This window comes from Acinetobacter sp. HA (assembly GCF_000264725.1).
Taxonomy (GTDB): domain Bacteria; phylum Pseudomonadota; class Gammaproteobacteria; order Pseudomonadales; family Moraxellaceae; genus Acinetobacter; species Acinetobacter schindleri.
In genome coordinates this window covers 1-13,155 of record NZ_AJXD01000002.1, presented here as the reverse complement: position 1 = coordinate 13,155, position 13,155 = coordinate 1, and the positions used below count along the sequence as shown (strand labels likewise).

At 43.6% G+C, this 13,155-nt stretch carries 15 protein-coding genes; 9 read left to right on the top strand and 6 right to left on the bottom strand.

Annotation, left to right across the window (positions count from 1 at the left end; all coding sequences use genetic code 11):
* Window positions 1-16: 16 nt before the first annotated feature.
* The gene (locus tag HADU_RS00350) at window positions 17-481 is read right to left on the bottom strand and encodes a PaaI family thioesterase (RefSeq protein ID WP_004890119.1); all 465 of its coding nucleotides are present in this window, start codon (window positions 479-481) and stop codon (window positions 17-19) included.
* 303 nt (window positions 482-784) lie between these two features.
* Here HADU_RS00350 and HADU_RS00345 point away from each other — a divergent pair, with 303 nt between their 5' ends.
* The 6 genes from HADU_RS00345 (at window position 785) to HADU_RS00320 (ending at window position 6,640) form a co-directional block, all read left to right on the top strand.
* A complete protein-coding gene (locus HADU_RS00345) occupies window positions 785-2,377 on the top strand; it encodes a peptide chain release factor 3 (protein WP_004813164.1) in 1,593 nt (530 codons plus the stop codon).
* A gap of 91 nt (window positions 2,378-2,468) precedes the next feature.
* Window positions 2,469-3,305: a hypothetical protein gene (locus HADU_RS00340; protein ID WP_034591942.1), complete on the top strand. Its 837-nt coding sequence runs from the start codon at window positions 2,469-2,471 to the stop codon at window positions 3,303-3,305.
* 51 nt (window positions 3,306-3,356) lie between these two features.
* Window positions 3,357-4,310, top strand: coding sequence for an RsiV family protein (locus HADU_RS00335; RefSeq protein ID WP_008301999.1), 954 nt, complete (start codon window positions 3,357-3,359; stop codon window positions 4,308-4,310).
* Window positions 4,307-5,128, top strand: a complete 822-nt coding sequence (locus HADU_RS00330; RefSeq protein ID WP_008301997.1) for a TatD family hydrolase — start codon at window positions 4,307-4,309, stop codon at window positions 5,126-5,128. Before HADU_RS00335 ends, HADU_RS00330 begins: the two co-directional genes overlap by 4 nt.
* A gap of 130 nt (window positions 5,129-5,258) precedes the next feature.
* Window positions 5,259-6,065, top strand: coding sequence for an enoyl-ACP reductase (locus tag HADU_RS00325; RefSeq protein WP_004890043.1), 807 nt, complete (start codon window positions 5,259-5,261; stop codon window positions 6,063-6,065).
* A 179-nt stretch (window positions 6,066-6,244) separates the two neighbouring features.
* Window positions 6,245-6,640, top strand: a complete 396-nt coding sequence (locus HADU_RS00320) for a cytochrome b562 (RefSeq protein WP_008301992.1) — start codon at window positions 6,245-6,247, stop codon at window positions 6,638-6,640.
* A gap of 60 nt (window positions 6,641-6,700) precedes the next feature.
* Here HADU_RS00320 and secB read toward each other — a convergent pair whose 3' ends face one another.
* The 4 genes from secB to rsgA all read right to left on the bottom strand — a co-directional run bounded on the left by secB (window position 6,701) and on the right by rsgA (window position 9,034).
* Entirely contained in the window at window positions 6,701-7,159 is a 459-nt protein-coding gene (secB, locus tag HADU_RS00315; protein WP_004813149.1) for a protein-export chaperone SecB, read from the bottom strand.
* A 38-nt stretch (window positions 7,160-7,197) separates the two neighbouring features.
* On the bottom strand, window positions 7,198-7,452 hold the full coding sequence (grxC, locus tag HADU_RS00310; RefSeq protein WP_004813145.1) for a glutaredoxin 3: 255 nt from the start codon (window positions 7,450-7,452) through the stop codon (window positions 7,198-7,200).
* A gap of 22 nt (window positions 7,453-7,474) precedes the next feature.
* Window positions 7,475-7,882, bottom strand: a complete 408-nt coding sequence (locus tag HADU_RS00305; protein ID WP_004813143.1) for a rhodanese-like domain-containing protein — start codon at window positions 7,880-7,882, stop codon at window positions 7,475-7,477.
* A gap of 93 nt (window positions 7,883-7,975) precedes the next feature.
* Window positions 7,976-9,034, bottom strand: a complete 1,059-nt coding sequence (gene rsgA, locus HADU_RS00300; protein WP_004813141.1) for a small ribosomal subunit biogenesis GTPase RsgA — start codon at window positions 9,032-9,034, stop codon at window positions 7,976-7,978.
* A gap of 124 nt (window positions 9,035-9,158) precedes the next feature.
* Between rsgA and orn the strand changes: the two genes are divergently transcribed.
* The gene (gene orn, locus HADU_RS00295; RefSeq protein ID WP_004813140.1) at window positions 9,159-9,713 is read left to right on the top strand and encodes an oligoribonuclease; all 555 of its coding nucleotides are present in this window, start codon (window positions 9,159-9,161) and stop codon (window positions 9,711-9,713) included.
* A 35-nt stretch (window positions 9,714-9,748) separates the two neighbouring features.
* Here orn and HADU_RS00290 read toward each other — a convergent pair whose 3' ends face one another.
* A complete protein-coding gene (locus HADU_RS00290; protein WP_008301979.1) occupies window positions 9,749-9,997 on the bottom strand; it encodes a hypothetical protein in 249 nt (82 codons plus the stop codon).
* 426 nt (window positions 9,998-10,423) lie between these two features.
* Between HADU_RS00290 and HADU_RS00285 the strand changes: the two genes are divergently transcribed.
* Entirely contained in the window at window positions 10,424-11,194 is a 771-nt protein-coding gene (locus HADU_RS00285; protein WP_008301977.1) for a ThiF family adenylyltransferase, read from the top strand.
* 99 nt (window positions 11,195-11,293) lie between these two features.
* Window positions 11,294-13,126 carry a tetratricopeptide repeat protein gene (locus tag HADU_RS00280; protein WP_008301974.1) on the top strand — a complete coding sequence of 611 codons (1,833 nt, stop codon included), beginning with the start codon at window positions 11,294-11,296 and terminating at the stop codon, window positions 13,124-13,126.
* Window positions 13,127-13,155 lie beyond the last annotated feature (29 nt).

The window sequence follows — 13,155 nt, the reverse complement described above, 5'->3', positions numbered from 1 at the left end:
CCCCTCAATTCAGGAGCTACTTAATTTGAATAGCGAGCATTTCAGCTTTTGCACATTCAATCTGATCGGCAGACAGAGAAAGTACAATCTGGATTTTTCGGCCTTCAATTTTCAGTAATCGACCCGTCAACACCAATTCAGTATTCACAGGTACCGGTCGAATAAACTGAATATTCAGACTACCAGTGACACATCGAATTAAGGCTTCACCACCGTCAAAGGCGATGCCAGCTGTATGGCTTTTAAATGCTGCTGCAGAAGCTGTACCATGACAGTCCAGAAGAGATGCAATCAAGCCACCATACAGATGATCGGGTACACCGCCGGTATAATGAGAGGCGGGGCAAATATGTGCAATAGTCTGTACAAAAGGGACGTCCCAGTAACTTTTCAGTTGATGACCATGTGGATTGTCACGTCCACAGCCATAACAGTGGGTGTAGGGTTCAGCATACAGATCCTGAAAGGCAATCCTTGTCATTTTTTTATCCTTATTTAAATGCGATCAGTTGCTTCAATAAATTTATAAAGGTTAAATGATCTCTTAAAATATAAATCTATTTAAATAGGTTTCACCATGAGATAAAAGTCGATATTTCTCCCGAAATTTCAACCTGAAGACGGTATTCTTCTAAAACCTGTCCATTCTATAAACAAAAAGTACAGGAGAGGGTGGGCATTGAGGAATGAGTACTGCATTTAGAAATTCTGCTACAATATCGCCAATTTTTCATATTGATCGTGCTTGATCTTTTGCACTGCGGATCTGCAGTAGGTATTTTCCATGAGTTTTAAACAAGAGTTAGCGGCGCAGGTCGCTCAGCGACGTACATTCGCGATTATTTCCCACCCTGATGCCGGTAAAACGACCATGACAGAAAAACTGCTGTTATGGGGGCAGGCAATCCAGGTTGCCGGTATGGTAAAAAGCCGTAAGTCTGACCGTGCGGCGACTTCGGACTGGATGGAAATGGAAAAGGAACGTGGTATTTCGATCACGACCTCGGTCATGCAGTTCCCGTTTAAAGACAAGATGATCAACCTGCTCGATACCCCGGGGCATGAAGACTTCTCGGAAGATACCTACCGTACCCTGACTGCTGTGGACTCGGCGCTGATGGTGATTGATGGTGCAAAAGGTGTCGAGGACCGTACCATTAAATTGATGGAAGTGTGTCGTATGCGCGATACACCAATCATCTCTTTCGTCAACAAAATGGACCGTGAAATCCGTGAGCCGCTTGAGCTTCTGGACGAGATCGAAAACGTCCTGAAAATTAAATGTGTGCCAATTACCTGGCCGCTGGGTACTGGTCGTGACTTCGCTGGCGTATACAACCTGATCGAAGAAAAATTCTATGTCTATAAGGCGGGTTTCGGTTCAGTGATTACTGACATCGAAGTACGGGATGGTTATGACCATGCAGACCTGCGTGAAAAAGTAGGTGAGCTGGCATGGGCAGCATTTGAAGAATCTCTTGAACTGGTTCAAATGGCCAATGAGCCATTAGACCGTGAAGAATTCCTGGCAGGTCGCCAAACACCAGTGTTGTTCGGTACGGCATTGGGTAACTTTGGTGTAGACCATGTCCTGAATGCATTTAGTGAATATGCACCAGAGCCGAAAGCGCATCCAACACAAAACCGTAAAGTTGAAGCAACTGAAGAAGGTTTTAGTGGTTTCGTCTTCAAGATCCAGGCCAATATGGATCCGAAGCACCGTGACCGTATTGCCTTCATGCGGATCTGTTCAGGTAAGTATGAAAAAGGCCTGAAAATGAAGCATGTGCGTCTGGGTAAAGATGTACGTATTAGTGATGCATTGACCTTCCTGGCGGGTGACCGTCAGCATCTGGAAGAAGCATGGCCAGGCGATATTATTGGCCTGCATAACCACGGCACTATTCAGATTGGTGATACTTTTACTTCAGGTGAAGATCTGCAGTTCACAGGTATTCCACACTTTGCGCCGGAAATGTTCCGCCGTGTACGTCTGAAAGATCCATTGAAATCTAAGCAGTTACAAAAAGGTCTTAAAGAGCTTTCTGAAGAAGGCGCAACCCAGGTCTTCATGCCGCAACATAATAATGACCTGATCGTTGGTGCGGTGGGTGTGCTGCAATTTGAAGTGGTAGCGTATCGTCTGAAAGAAGAATACAAAGTAGACTGCGTGTACGAGCCAGTGAGTATTAATACTGTGCGTTGGGTTTCTTGTGATGATGAAAAGAAATTTAATGAATTCAAGAAAAAAGCCCATGACCAGTTGTCTGTTGATGGTGGCGGCCATCTGACTTATCTGGCACCAAGCCGTGTCAATCTGCAACTGATGCAGGAACGTTACCCTGACATCGTGTTCCGTAATACCCGTGAACACTAAGTAATAAAATGATTTAAAAATAAAACAGCTTCTCAGGAAGCTGTTTTATTTTGTGCTACATTCACTTATCTTTTCAAATTTGCTTGGGAATATGAAACTTAGCAATGCAGTCATGCTGAGTTCAGCAATCAGTTTAGGATTATTGCTGGGCGCCTGCGATCAAAAAAAATCAGAACCAGAAACAAAAACTCAGGATGCGGTAGTCGAAATTGAGCAAGTAGAAAAGGCAGATGTATTGCCTTATCTGAATATTCAGGAACAGCCGGCCAAGATTGCACTCCCATTTTGTGAAACCAAAAACTGTATCGAACTGGATATTCAGACATTGGATACGGTAGATCCATGGCTGAACCAGTGGATGGAACGTAAACAGGCACTGGTGATTCAGGATCAGATTAGGGATAAAGATCAGCTGCAGGACATGAACTTACAACAGGCCGTCAATGCCTATGTAAAAAAGTCAGATGCCTGGCAGGAACAGATTAAAATCAATAAAGCCTATCAACTATCCATGTATACCCGCATCCCTTATCAGCATAATCAGTATGTGTTAATGCAGATTGGGGTGGATACAGAGCAGGAAAATGTTACGGTGAAGGAACGCTATTATTTTTATGTGGCAGACCGCCGCAGTCAAAAAAATCTGACGGCCTTAGATATTATTGATCCACAAAGACGGGTCACGATGGACAAGATCGTGCAAGATGCTTATGCAAAATGGCTAAAAGAAAATAGTAAAGAAGTCCGACAAACTGCTCCGAAAAAACTGTATTGGGGGCAAGCTGACTGGTTCTTTGATCAGGAGGGGATTGGGCTGCATTATCGTGGTGCGGAAATTGTCAAGGATGCTAAACAACTTGATATTTATCTTAGTCAAGAACAAACACAACAGGTCTTGAAAGCTGAAGTGTATCAGCATATGTTTTAGGATTGATGCCCGAAAACGGGTGGAATGTGATGTAACACAAAAGGGTATTGAATGCCAAAATATAACAAGATATTCGGCCTGTCTCTATTGGCGACAGCGATTCTGTTGACTGCCTGTCAACCTCGAGAAAAGGAAGCCAAAGAGGTTAATCCACCGGAAGTCACTCAGGCAGAGCCTGAAATCGTCCAGCTCAAGGGTGAAACCGAAAAGCTTAACCTGGATCTTCCGGAATGTGATGGTAAAAGCTGTCCTGAAATCACCATTGAACGTCTGAACAGTAATCAGCGTTTTATTGATGAATTTATTGATCAACAGATTTTAGCCCGACTGAAGGGTATGCTTGATGTTGATGCGATTACGTCAGCGAAAGTACAAGCCGCCAGTGAGCCAACACCTGTTCAATCCGCAGCTTCAGAGGCAGCTGTAACTCAACCCCAGCTCAGTGCACGTCAGCAGCTGGAAAAGCAGACTATTCCTTATATGCAGACTTTCCTGAATCTGGACAAGGAGCTGAAAGCACTCAGTGCCAATCACAGTATTAGCCTGATGATCAAGCCGAAGATCCTGAATCCTGGAAATCCGCTGGCCACAGTAGTATTAAATAGCACACATTATCTGGGTGGGGCACATGGTTCTACTGCACAGAACTATTATAACTTTGACCTGGACAGTAAAAAGCTGGTCAAACTGGATGATATTGTCCTGCCAAAACAAAAGGCGCAGCTGGAAGCTAAAGCGCATGAAGCCTTTAAAACCTGGGTAATTGATTCAGAGCTGGCAACTGATGTTGCAGAATACGAGCAGGCCTGGAAATTCAAGTTAACGGATAATTTCTTCCTCACCAAACAAGGTCTGGCACTGCAATATGCAGAATATGAAATTGGACCTTATGTGGTCGGCTTGCCGCGTTTAAATATTCCTTATAGTGATTTACAGGGAATCTTAAAACCAGAGTATCTGCCGAAAACTGAACAGGCTGCTTCAGAAGCTCAAGTTGCAAAATGAGCCTAAAACTGTTTGATACGCATACCCACTTCGATGTTCCTGATTTTGAGCATGATCGGGAACATTTAGCTTATGCCGCTAAAAAGGCAGGAGTGGAAGGGCTAATCCTGATCGGCTTTTTACAGCAGCGTTTTCAGGACCTGATTCAAACCCAGCATTTTTTAAATAATCTTGCCGATGCGCCAAGGAGCTATCTAGCCCCCGGCTTACATCCTTTTTATATCGAGCAACATCAGCAGGATCATTTGCAGGATTTAGAGCAGATCCTGCAAACTGAAGACTGTATTGCCATTGGTGAAATCGGCCTGGATACGTTTCTGAAACAGCATAAGCAAGCAGAAATTTTCCAGAAGCAGAAAGACTTTTTTGCTGCTCAGATTGAACTGGCACAGCAGTATGACAAACCGATTTTACTGCATATCCGTAAATCCCATGCGGAAGTACTCAAAATACTGAAAGAGCATCAATTTCAACAGGGCGGTATTGCGCATGCCTTTGGTGGGGGAATCGAAGAAGCCAAGGCTTTTGTCAAACTGGGTTTCAAGATTGGGGTGACAGGACAAATTACCAATTCCAATGCCAGAAAACTGCATCAGGTGGTACAGCAGATGGGCCCGGAACATCTGGTCCTTGAAACCGATTGTCCAGACATGACGCCCTTATGTTGTCAGCATTCTACTGAACAGCGTACCCGCAATACGCCTGCAAATCTGCCCTATGTGCTGCAAGGACTGGCTAAAAGTTTGCATATGGATCAAGAGGAACTGGCAGAACAGCTCTGGAAAAATACCCATCAGGCTTTGCATCTGGATATCTAATATAAAATCCTTGCATCAGTCGAAAACTGTATTTCAATGTATGATCCAATGAAAAAAGGCGCATTATGCAATTTCTAAAATACTTTAGACTTGGCATCATGCATATAAATTATTTTTGAGTGAGATTCACATGGCACAAGGACTATTGGCGGGTAAGCGCTTCCTGATCGCAGGTATTGCAAGTAAGTTATCAATTGCTTTTGGTATTGCTCAGGCATTACACCGTGAAGGTGCAGAACTTGCTTTTACCTATCCAAATGAAAAGCTGAAAAAACGTGTAGATGATTTTGCTGCACAATTCGGTTCTGAATTGGTATTTCCTTGTGATGTGGCGGTAGATGCAGAAATTGACCATGCATTTGCAGAACTGGCAAAACACTGGGATGGTCTGGATGGAGTCGTGCATTCAATCGGTTTTGCACCTGCACATACCTTAGACGGTGACTTTACTGATGTGACGGATCGTGAAGGTTTCAAGATTGCACATGACATCAGTGCTTATAGCTTTATCGCGATGGCACGTGCTGCAAAGCCACTTTTAGCTGCACGCCAAGGTTGTCTACTCACTCTGACTTATCAAGGTTCTGAGCGCGTGATGCCGAACTACAACGTGATGGGTCTGGCGAAAGCATCTCTAGAAGCGGGTGTACGTTACCTGGCATCTAGCTTGGGCGCAGACGGTATCCGCGTTAATGCCATCTCAGCTGGTCCAATCCGTACCCTTGCAGCGTCTGGCATTAAATCTTTCCGTAAAATGCTGGATTTGAATGAAAAAGTGGCTCCGCTTAAACGTAATGTCACTATTGAAGATGTTGGTAATGCTGCATTATTCCTGTGCTCACCATGGGCGAATGGCATTACTGGCGAAATCATGTATGTTGATGCCGGTTATAATACGGTTGGCATGAGCGCAGAGCTGATGCTGGATGCAGAATAAGATTTTTAATACTTATTTCAAGCAAAGAAAACCCCTCAATTGAGGGGTTTTTATTTTTTATGCTAATGGACAATGATGTAAATCTGATGACATCAAGTCTAAAAAATAGGATGAAGATAATTTATCTTTTAATACTTTGCCATTAAGATGCTTAAAACAAAAAAATCAGGAAAATAACCATGTTTAAATCACTGTGGATTAGCATCATTTTCGTTATAGGCTTAGGTCTGGGAACTTCGGCTATGGCAGTAGAAGAGCACCAGCATTACAGCATGCATGACCTGGATAAAAATTTGAAAAAATTTAAAGCTGCAGAGGATTCTAAAGAGGCACAAGCAGCATTACAGATCATGCAGCAAACTGTAGAAAGCTACCAGAAACATTTACCATCCAAGCTGCAAAAACTGAAAGCCGAAGATGCACATGTAGTGGCCTATCAGGGATTGCTAAAGGATTTGCTAATAGAGATTAAAAAGGCAGAACAGCTGCTTGCTGCTAAGCAGTTGCAGGAAGCCCAAAATTTGTCCGTGAAAATGGATGAGATTAAAAAGCAGGGGCATCAAGCCTTTAAATAACTTATAAACAGACCATAAAAAAGACCGCAATTGCGGTCTTTTTGATTCAGGATCAAACGATTAAGCTTGACCTTCAACAGCAGTAGCTTGCGCACGTTGCATGTTGGCTTCGAATTCAGCATCAAAGTTGATTGGTGTAAGCAATAGCTGTGGGAAGCTACCTTTAGTGACCAGATCATTCACTGCTTCACGAAGGAATGGGAACAGGATGTTCGGACAGTACGCACCAAGAATGTAAGGCAGACGCTCTTCTTCAACGCTATCAATCAGGAAGATACCTGCTTGAGTGACATCAACGATAAATGCTGTATCACCTTCGTTATTTGCCTGTACTACCACTTTTAAAGCGACTTCAAAGTGAGTTGGATCAATCTTTTCTGCAGAAGAAGAAAGGTTGATGTTCAGCTCGGGTTGCCATTGCTTGGTAAAAACTTGTGCCCCAGGTACTTCAAAAGAAATGTCTTTGGTATAAATACGCTCTAATGCCAATTGTGGTTGAGCTTGTTGTTCTTCACTCATTCTTTAATCCTTAATATGAGGTGATAATTAAAAGGCAATTAAGCCAGTAATTCGTCGAGTTTGCCTTCACGCTCTAAAGCGTAAAGCTGGTCAAAACCGCCGATAAATTGTTCATTAATAAAAATCTGTGGCACGGTACGGTGATTGGTGCGTTGCATCAAATCAAGACGAACCTGCGGATCTTCTTTAGACAGATTGATTTCTTTATATTCTACGCCCTTACGCTCAAGGAGCTGTTTTGCACGGACACAGTATGGACACACAGTCGTTGAATAGATAATGACTTCAGCCATGAATGAATCTCCTGATCGTAAATTATTTACTTTTCACCAGAGGTAAGCCTTGGGCTTTCCAGTTGCTGATGCCGCCATCAAGACGGTAAGCATCTGCATGACCGACCTGTTGTAGCGCAGTACCTGCAACTTGCCCAAGATTACAAATGAACACCAATGGGCGATCTGCTGTTTTTAACTCTTCGACATGTTTGGTAATTTGGCTGTATGGAATATTACGGCTACCGCTGATATGACCTTCACGGAAATCTTTGGCATCACGCAGGTCGATCAGCATGGCATTTTTTGCCTTGACCAAAATTCCCAGCGATTGCGGAGAAATTTTACGACCGTTACGTTGACCTTCGATAATGAAGAACAAAACCACCAATGCTGCAAGTGCACCAAACAAAAAGGGGTGATTCCCCATAAACTCGAACCAACGTTCCACAATTCACCTAATTACAATTTCAAAATTGCCAAGAGTATAGCTCATAAATATGGTGATCAAAATCACCGCTTCAAGGGCTAAAGCTTAAGAATATCAATTTTTTTGTTGAGCTTCCGTGATTTCATCAATTAATCGCAGATAGCTGTCCAAACGACGCGGCAAAATTTCACCTGAATCTGCTGCCTGACGTAAAGCACATTGCTTTTCATGTTTATGCGTGCAGTTACGGAACTGACAGTGCCCTAGCAGATTTTCAATCTCTGGAAAACCGGTTTGTACCTTGTCTAAAGTCAAATGCCACAGGCCAAATTCACGAATCCCCGGAGAGTCAATCAGCGCTGCGCCATCACCAAAGGAAATCAGGCGTGTTGAAGTTGTTGTATGCTGACCCAATGCCGAGTTTTCAGAAATAACATTCGTTTTTTGAGCTGCATCCGGCACGATGGCATTGATCAGGGTGCTTTTGCCTACACCTGATTGCCCCACAAATGCGACTGTTTCATCATTGAGACGCGCAGAAAGTTCAGTCAGATCTCCATCAGACTGGGTCTGCATGACTTCATAACCCAGATTTTCATATTCTTTGAGCAGTTCCAGAATTGGATCATTTTCCTTGAGTAAGTCTGATTTATTCAGGACTAGTAGTGCGGGAATCTCTGCATCGGCACAAGCCACCAGATAACGATCAATCAGGCCTGGCGCTGGCTCAGGCAATGGTGCAAATACAATCACAATCAGGGAAATATTGGCTGCGACCGGTTTAACCTTGTGATAACGGTCAGGTCGGGTCAGCAGTGATTTACGCGGATGAATCGCAGTGATAATTCCCAAGCCAGTATTTGGATCAGCCTGCCATTTGACCCGGTCACCTGTGACCAGCAATTCAAGGTTAGTACGGGTATGACAGCGCCACACGCTACCCATTTCAATTTCTTTCCAGAAGGGTTCAGGTTCACCTTCAGCCACCACCGGTTTTTCAGGATGCAGTTCAGGAACCGAAAGCGCCTGGACTTCTAGCTGTCGACCATAATGCTGCACGACCAGTCCTTCCAGGTCTTGGGAGGTATCCGCCTCTTCCTGACGCGTTTTGTGCTGTTTTTGAATACGACGTTGTTGTTGTTCAGTTAAACGACGTTTACGTATTAAAGCCATTCAAATCCTAAAAAACCATGGGAGCGAGATGGCAAAAATAGCATGAAGCAGGGTGTCAGTTACAGCATCGACGTAATAAATTTGCTACTATAAATGTTTTATAGCCTAATAAGATTGCACATTTATGAGCAGCACCCCGGATAGCCGCCTGATTTGGATCGACCTGGAAATGACAGGTCTGGATACAGACAATGACCAGATTATTGAAGTTGCAACGATTGTAACCGATGACAATTTAAATATTCTTGCCGAAGGTCCTGTCCTTGCAGTTCATCAGTCGGATCGTGTGCTCAATGCCATGGATGAATGGAATACCCGTCAACATGGACAATCGGGTCTGGTGGAGCGTGTGCGTCGCAGCAAACTTACTGCACAAGATGCTGAACAACAAACCATCGAGTTCCTGAAAAAATGGGTTAATCCAAAAGTATCACCCATGTGTGGTAATTCGATCTGTCAGGATCGTCGCTTCTTGCACCGTCTGATGCCAGAACTGGAGCAATATTTCCATTACCGTAACCTGGATGTGTCTTCAGTGAAAGAGTTGGCAAAACGCTGGCGCCCGGAAATCATGAGTGGCCTCAAGAAAAATGCCTCACATCTGGCGATGGATGATATTCGTGATTCAATTGCTGAACTGAAATACTATCGTGAATATTTTTTCATTATGAACAAATAATCCGGACATTGAAAAAGAGGCGTAAAGCCTCTTTTTTATTTACTTGAAGAGAGTCTTTTATTATAAAAATTATCGCTGCTTTCAAACAGTACCCAGGTGAGCAGGACCAAAGCAAGATGGATCTGGGTTTCATGTTGATCAAAGACAATTAAAGCAAATAATCCCAAAGTCAGTAAGCGAATCATGATACTGAAATAATAATTTTTCCGCTTTTTAAAAACTAAGCCATAAAGATAAAGCAGGAACAGAACAATCATGAGTGCATAAAGGGCGTTAAATAGCATACTGACCTGATTCCCTGTAAGCTGAGAAGGATTAAAATATTCTGGTTATTAGGGTTCTTTCATAAATCATTTTTTAATCATTAAAATGAAATTCTGCTCTCTTTGTAGGAGATGAGTAGTACTGCTGCGCAAGGAAACGGTTATATCTAAGAAATCTCCCTCCTCTTGCGAAGTAATACTTCTCATTCAAGAGGGAGAAGGAGCTTTCAATATCCATTTAAATATGAATATAACGATCATGTTTTGATTTATGAAAAAGATCTATTGTGATGATTTTACTGGTGAATGGAATTTGATCGATTTTAAGCTTTTTATGGATGGTTAAAGAATAGTTTTTTGACTGAATTTGTGTCTGAATTTTAGTGGCAGTCAACCGGCTGCGAATTTGCTAAAATGCCCCGATGTTTTTCTTGCTATTGATGACCTATGACTGATCTGCTTCAAGATGATGAATATGACCGCCGCTTTGCCGGTGTAGCCAAAATTTATGGCGATGACAGCTTTCATCATTATGAAAACAGTCATGTGATGGTGATTGGAATTGGCGGTGTCGGTTCATGGGCAGTCGAAGCACTGGCACGTACCGGCATCGGTGAAGTAACTATTGTTGATATGGATGTAGTGGCGGCATCGAATATCAATCGTCAGTTACCCGCGATGACGACCACCTTAGGCCGTGAAAAGATTGAAATCATGGCAGAACGCTGCCGTGCGATTAACCCACGTATTAAAGTAAACTTGATTGATGACTATCTCACGCCTGAAAATGTTAAAGAAATCCTAGCGGGAAAACCTGACATTATTCTGGACTGTATTGATGATGTAAAAGCTAAATTTGCTTTGATGCTGCATTGTCGTTTCAATAAAATTCCTCTGATTGTCTCGGGTGGAGCAGGCGGTAAACTTGACCCATTAAAAATCCGGGTGGCTGATCTATCCAAAACTGAACAGGACCCGATGCTGGCAAAATTACGTGCGCAATTACGTGCAAAAGGTATCTGTAAAAAACCGAAAGAAAAATTTGGCATCACCTGTGTTTATTCAATCGACAATCCCTTCTCCAGTGCCGATGTCTGTCCAAGCGCGGGCTTACGTTGTGGTGGCTATGGTTCAGCGGTAGTGGTGACTTCCAGTTTTGCCATGGTTGCAGTATCAGAAGTGTTGAAAAAGTTGGATATGAAGCGAGCAAAAGTCTGATATAAAAAATAAAAAAGCACAGTTACTGTGCTTTTTTTGTGCCTGCGTTTAGAATGAAGACTAGATTTATATAACAAAAAACAATATCAGGGAGCAGCTATGTGGTTCTTACTGGTGCTGATTTTGGGAATCGTGGCGTTGGGGATCTGGATGTGGAAGCGTCCTGACCCGGTAACACGAGATCAAGCCAGGGCAGTGCAACATGACCTATGGATTGAACAGATTGAGGCCCAGCTCAAGCACGCGGCTCGTCTCAGTACTGAAGGGCAGCAGTCGAGTTATGCGCGTGCCTATCAGATCTATCAGGATCTGGCTCAACAGCAGGAAATCCCTCAGGCCTATGTCGGTATGGGGCTGATGCAACTCAAAGGTTTGGGGCGTCCGCAAAGTACCGAAAATGCGATTAATCTGTTTGAAAATGCATTCCGTCTTGGCAGTGATGAAGCTGCTTACCATCTGGGACAGGTCTTTGAGGATGACCGCTATCAGCATCGAGATTGCGGAAAAGCACTGTATTGGTATCGTCATGCCGTGGCACGCGGTAATATGGAAGCCCAGTATCGAATCACCGAATTGTCTGAACCCACTCAGGATGCGGCAGAACAGCATCGTCTACAACTGCTGATTCAGAATGCAGATCAGGGACACTCTGGTTCACAGTACCAGTTGGCACAACACTATTTGGCAGAGGGTACCACCCAAGATTTAAGCTTGGGAATCCATTATCTGTTTCTGGCCGCGCAGCAAGATCATCTCGAAGCAACCCAACAGATTGCACAACTGTATGTACGCGGTGAGCTATTACCACAGGATCAGTCAAAAGCCTTACGCTTCATTAAACAAAGCGTTAATTTGGATGATCAGAATGGTGCGTATGAATATTATGCTGGTGTATTACTAGGTACGATTGATGCTGATCAGCGGCAGCGGATCTTGCAGCATTTACAACAGCTGTCTTATGAGCATAAAGATGCTCAAGCCAAAACTTTACTTGGTTTAGCCTATTTTTATGGTTGGTTTGTCGATAAGAATGAAACCATGGCTTTTCGCTATTGGAGTGAAGCGGCGAATACTCAGTTTCCTCAAGCTTTGTGCATGATTGCAGCGTTATATTATGAGTCTTATCTGGTCGCAAATGAGCCTGAAAAAGCGTTTAGCCTGTATCAGGCTGCTGCCAAGATTGATCCAGATTATTTCTATAGCCAGATGGGTCTCGCGCTGTGCTATCTGCATGGTATTGGTACAGTTAAAGATACCGCTAAAGCCACGCAAATCATTCAGCAGAACGCGCAGCAGCACTGGAATATCGGTGCACAATCTGAAGCTGATCTGACTTATATCGTTGGGCGTTTCTATAGCCTGCCCGAGTATCCGTTGCCCAACCGTGACAAGTCCATTCAATATCTGAATCAGGCCGTATGCAAAGGTTCGGCTGATGCCGCCTGGTATTTGTATCAGGCACTGTCAGGTCAATATCCGGTATTTACTATTGACGAAGATCAGGCCAAACGCTATTTGCATCAAGCGGCCCAGTTCGGTCATGCACAGGCACAAGCACAGCTTGGGGTGATGTATCTTAAAGCTGAAGGCGTAGAGCAGGAGACTGCTTTAGGTCTGAATTATTTAAAGCAGGCTGCTGCCCAGCAAAATGCCATGGCCTTGAATGCGCTTGGGGAAGCGATGGAACACGGTATTGGCGTTGAAGCTAATATGGATCAAGCGATCCAGTTCTATTATAAAGCTGCTGCACAGGTCAATGCTGACGCTTATGGTCATCTGGGACGTGTATACACCAAGGGTATTGGTGTAAATCGTGATGTAACGCTTGCCCGAGCATGGCTAGAGAAGGGAAGTTTGCTAGGACATGCGGCTTCACAGGAGCAGCTCAACAATTTAAATGCCTATCTGCAAATGAAAAATAGACTGGTATAAAAAAACCGCTGCCTCGGCAGCGGTTTTTT

Bases quoted from the DNA above. Each gene is read 5' to 3' on its own strand.
- HADU_RS00350 (WP_004890119.1), bottom strand. From the start codon at position 481: ATGACAAGGATTGCCTTTCAGGATCTGTATGCTGAACCCTACACCCAC.
- HADU_RS00345 (WP_004813164.1), top strand. From the start codon at position 785: ATGAGTTTTAAACAAGAGTTAGCGGCGCAGGTCGCTCAGCGACGTACA.
- HADU_RS00340 (WP_034591942.1), top strand. From the start codon at position 2,469: ATGAAACTTAGCAATGCAGTCATGCTGAGTTCAGCAATCAGTTTAGGA.
- HADU_RS00335 (WP_008301999.1), top strand. From the start codon at position 3,357: ATGCCAAAATATAACAAGATATTCGGCCTGTCTCTATTGGCGACAGCG.
- HADU_RS00330 (WP_008301997.1), top strand. From the start codon at position 4,307: ATGAGCCTAAAACTGTTTGATACGCATACCCACTTCGATGTTCCTGAT.
- HADU_RS00325 (WP_004890043.1), top strand. From the start codon at position 5,259: ATGGCACAAGGACTATTGGCGGGTAAGCGCTTCCTGATCGCAGGTATT.
- HADU_RS00320 (WP_008301992.1), top strand. From the start codon at position 6,245: ATGTTTAAATCACTGTGGATTAGCATCATTTTCGTTATAGGCTTAGGT.
- secB (WP_004813149.1), bottom strand. From the start codon at position 7,159: ATGAGTGAAGAACAACAAGCTCAACCACAATTGGCATTAGAGCGTATT.
- grxC (WP_004813145.1), bottom strand. From the start codon at position 7,452: ATGGCTGAAGTCATTATCTATTCAACGACTGTGTGTCCATACTGTGTC.
- rsgA (WP_004813141.1), bottom strand. From the start codon at position 9,034: ATGGCTTTAATACGTAAACGTCGTTTAACTGAACAACAACAACGTCGT.
- orn (WP_004813140.1), top strand. From the start codon at position 9,159: ATGAGCAGCACCCCGGATAGCCGCCTGATTTGGATCGACCTGGAAATG.
- HADU_RS00290 (WP_008301979.1), bottom strand. From the start codon at position 9,997: ATGCTATTTAACGCCCTTTATGCACTCATGATTGTTCTGTTCCTGCTT.
- HADU_RS00285 (WP_008301977.1), top strand. From the start codon at position 10,424: ATGACTGATCTGCTTCAAGATGATGAATATGACCGCCGCTTTGCCGGT.
- HADU_RS00280 (WP_008301974.1), top strand. From the start codon at position 11,294: ATGTGGTTCTTACTGGTGCTGATTTTGGGAATCGTGGCGTTGGGGATC.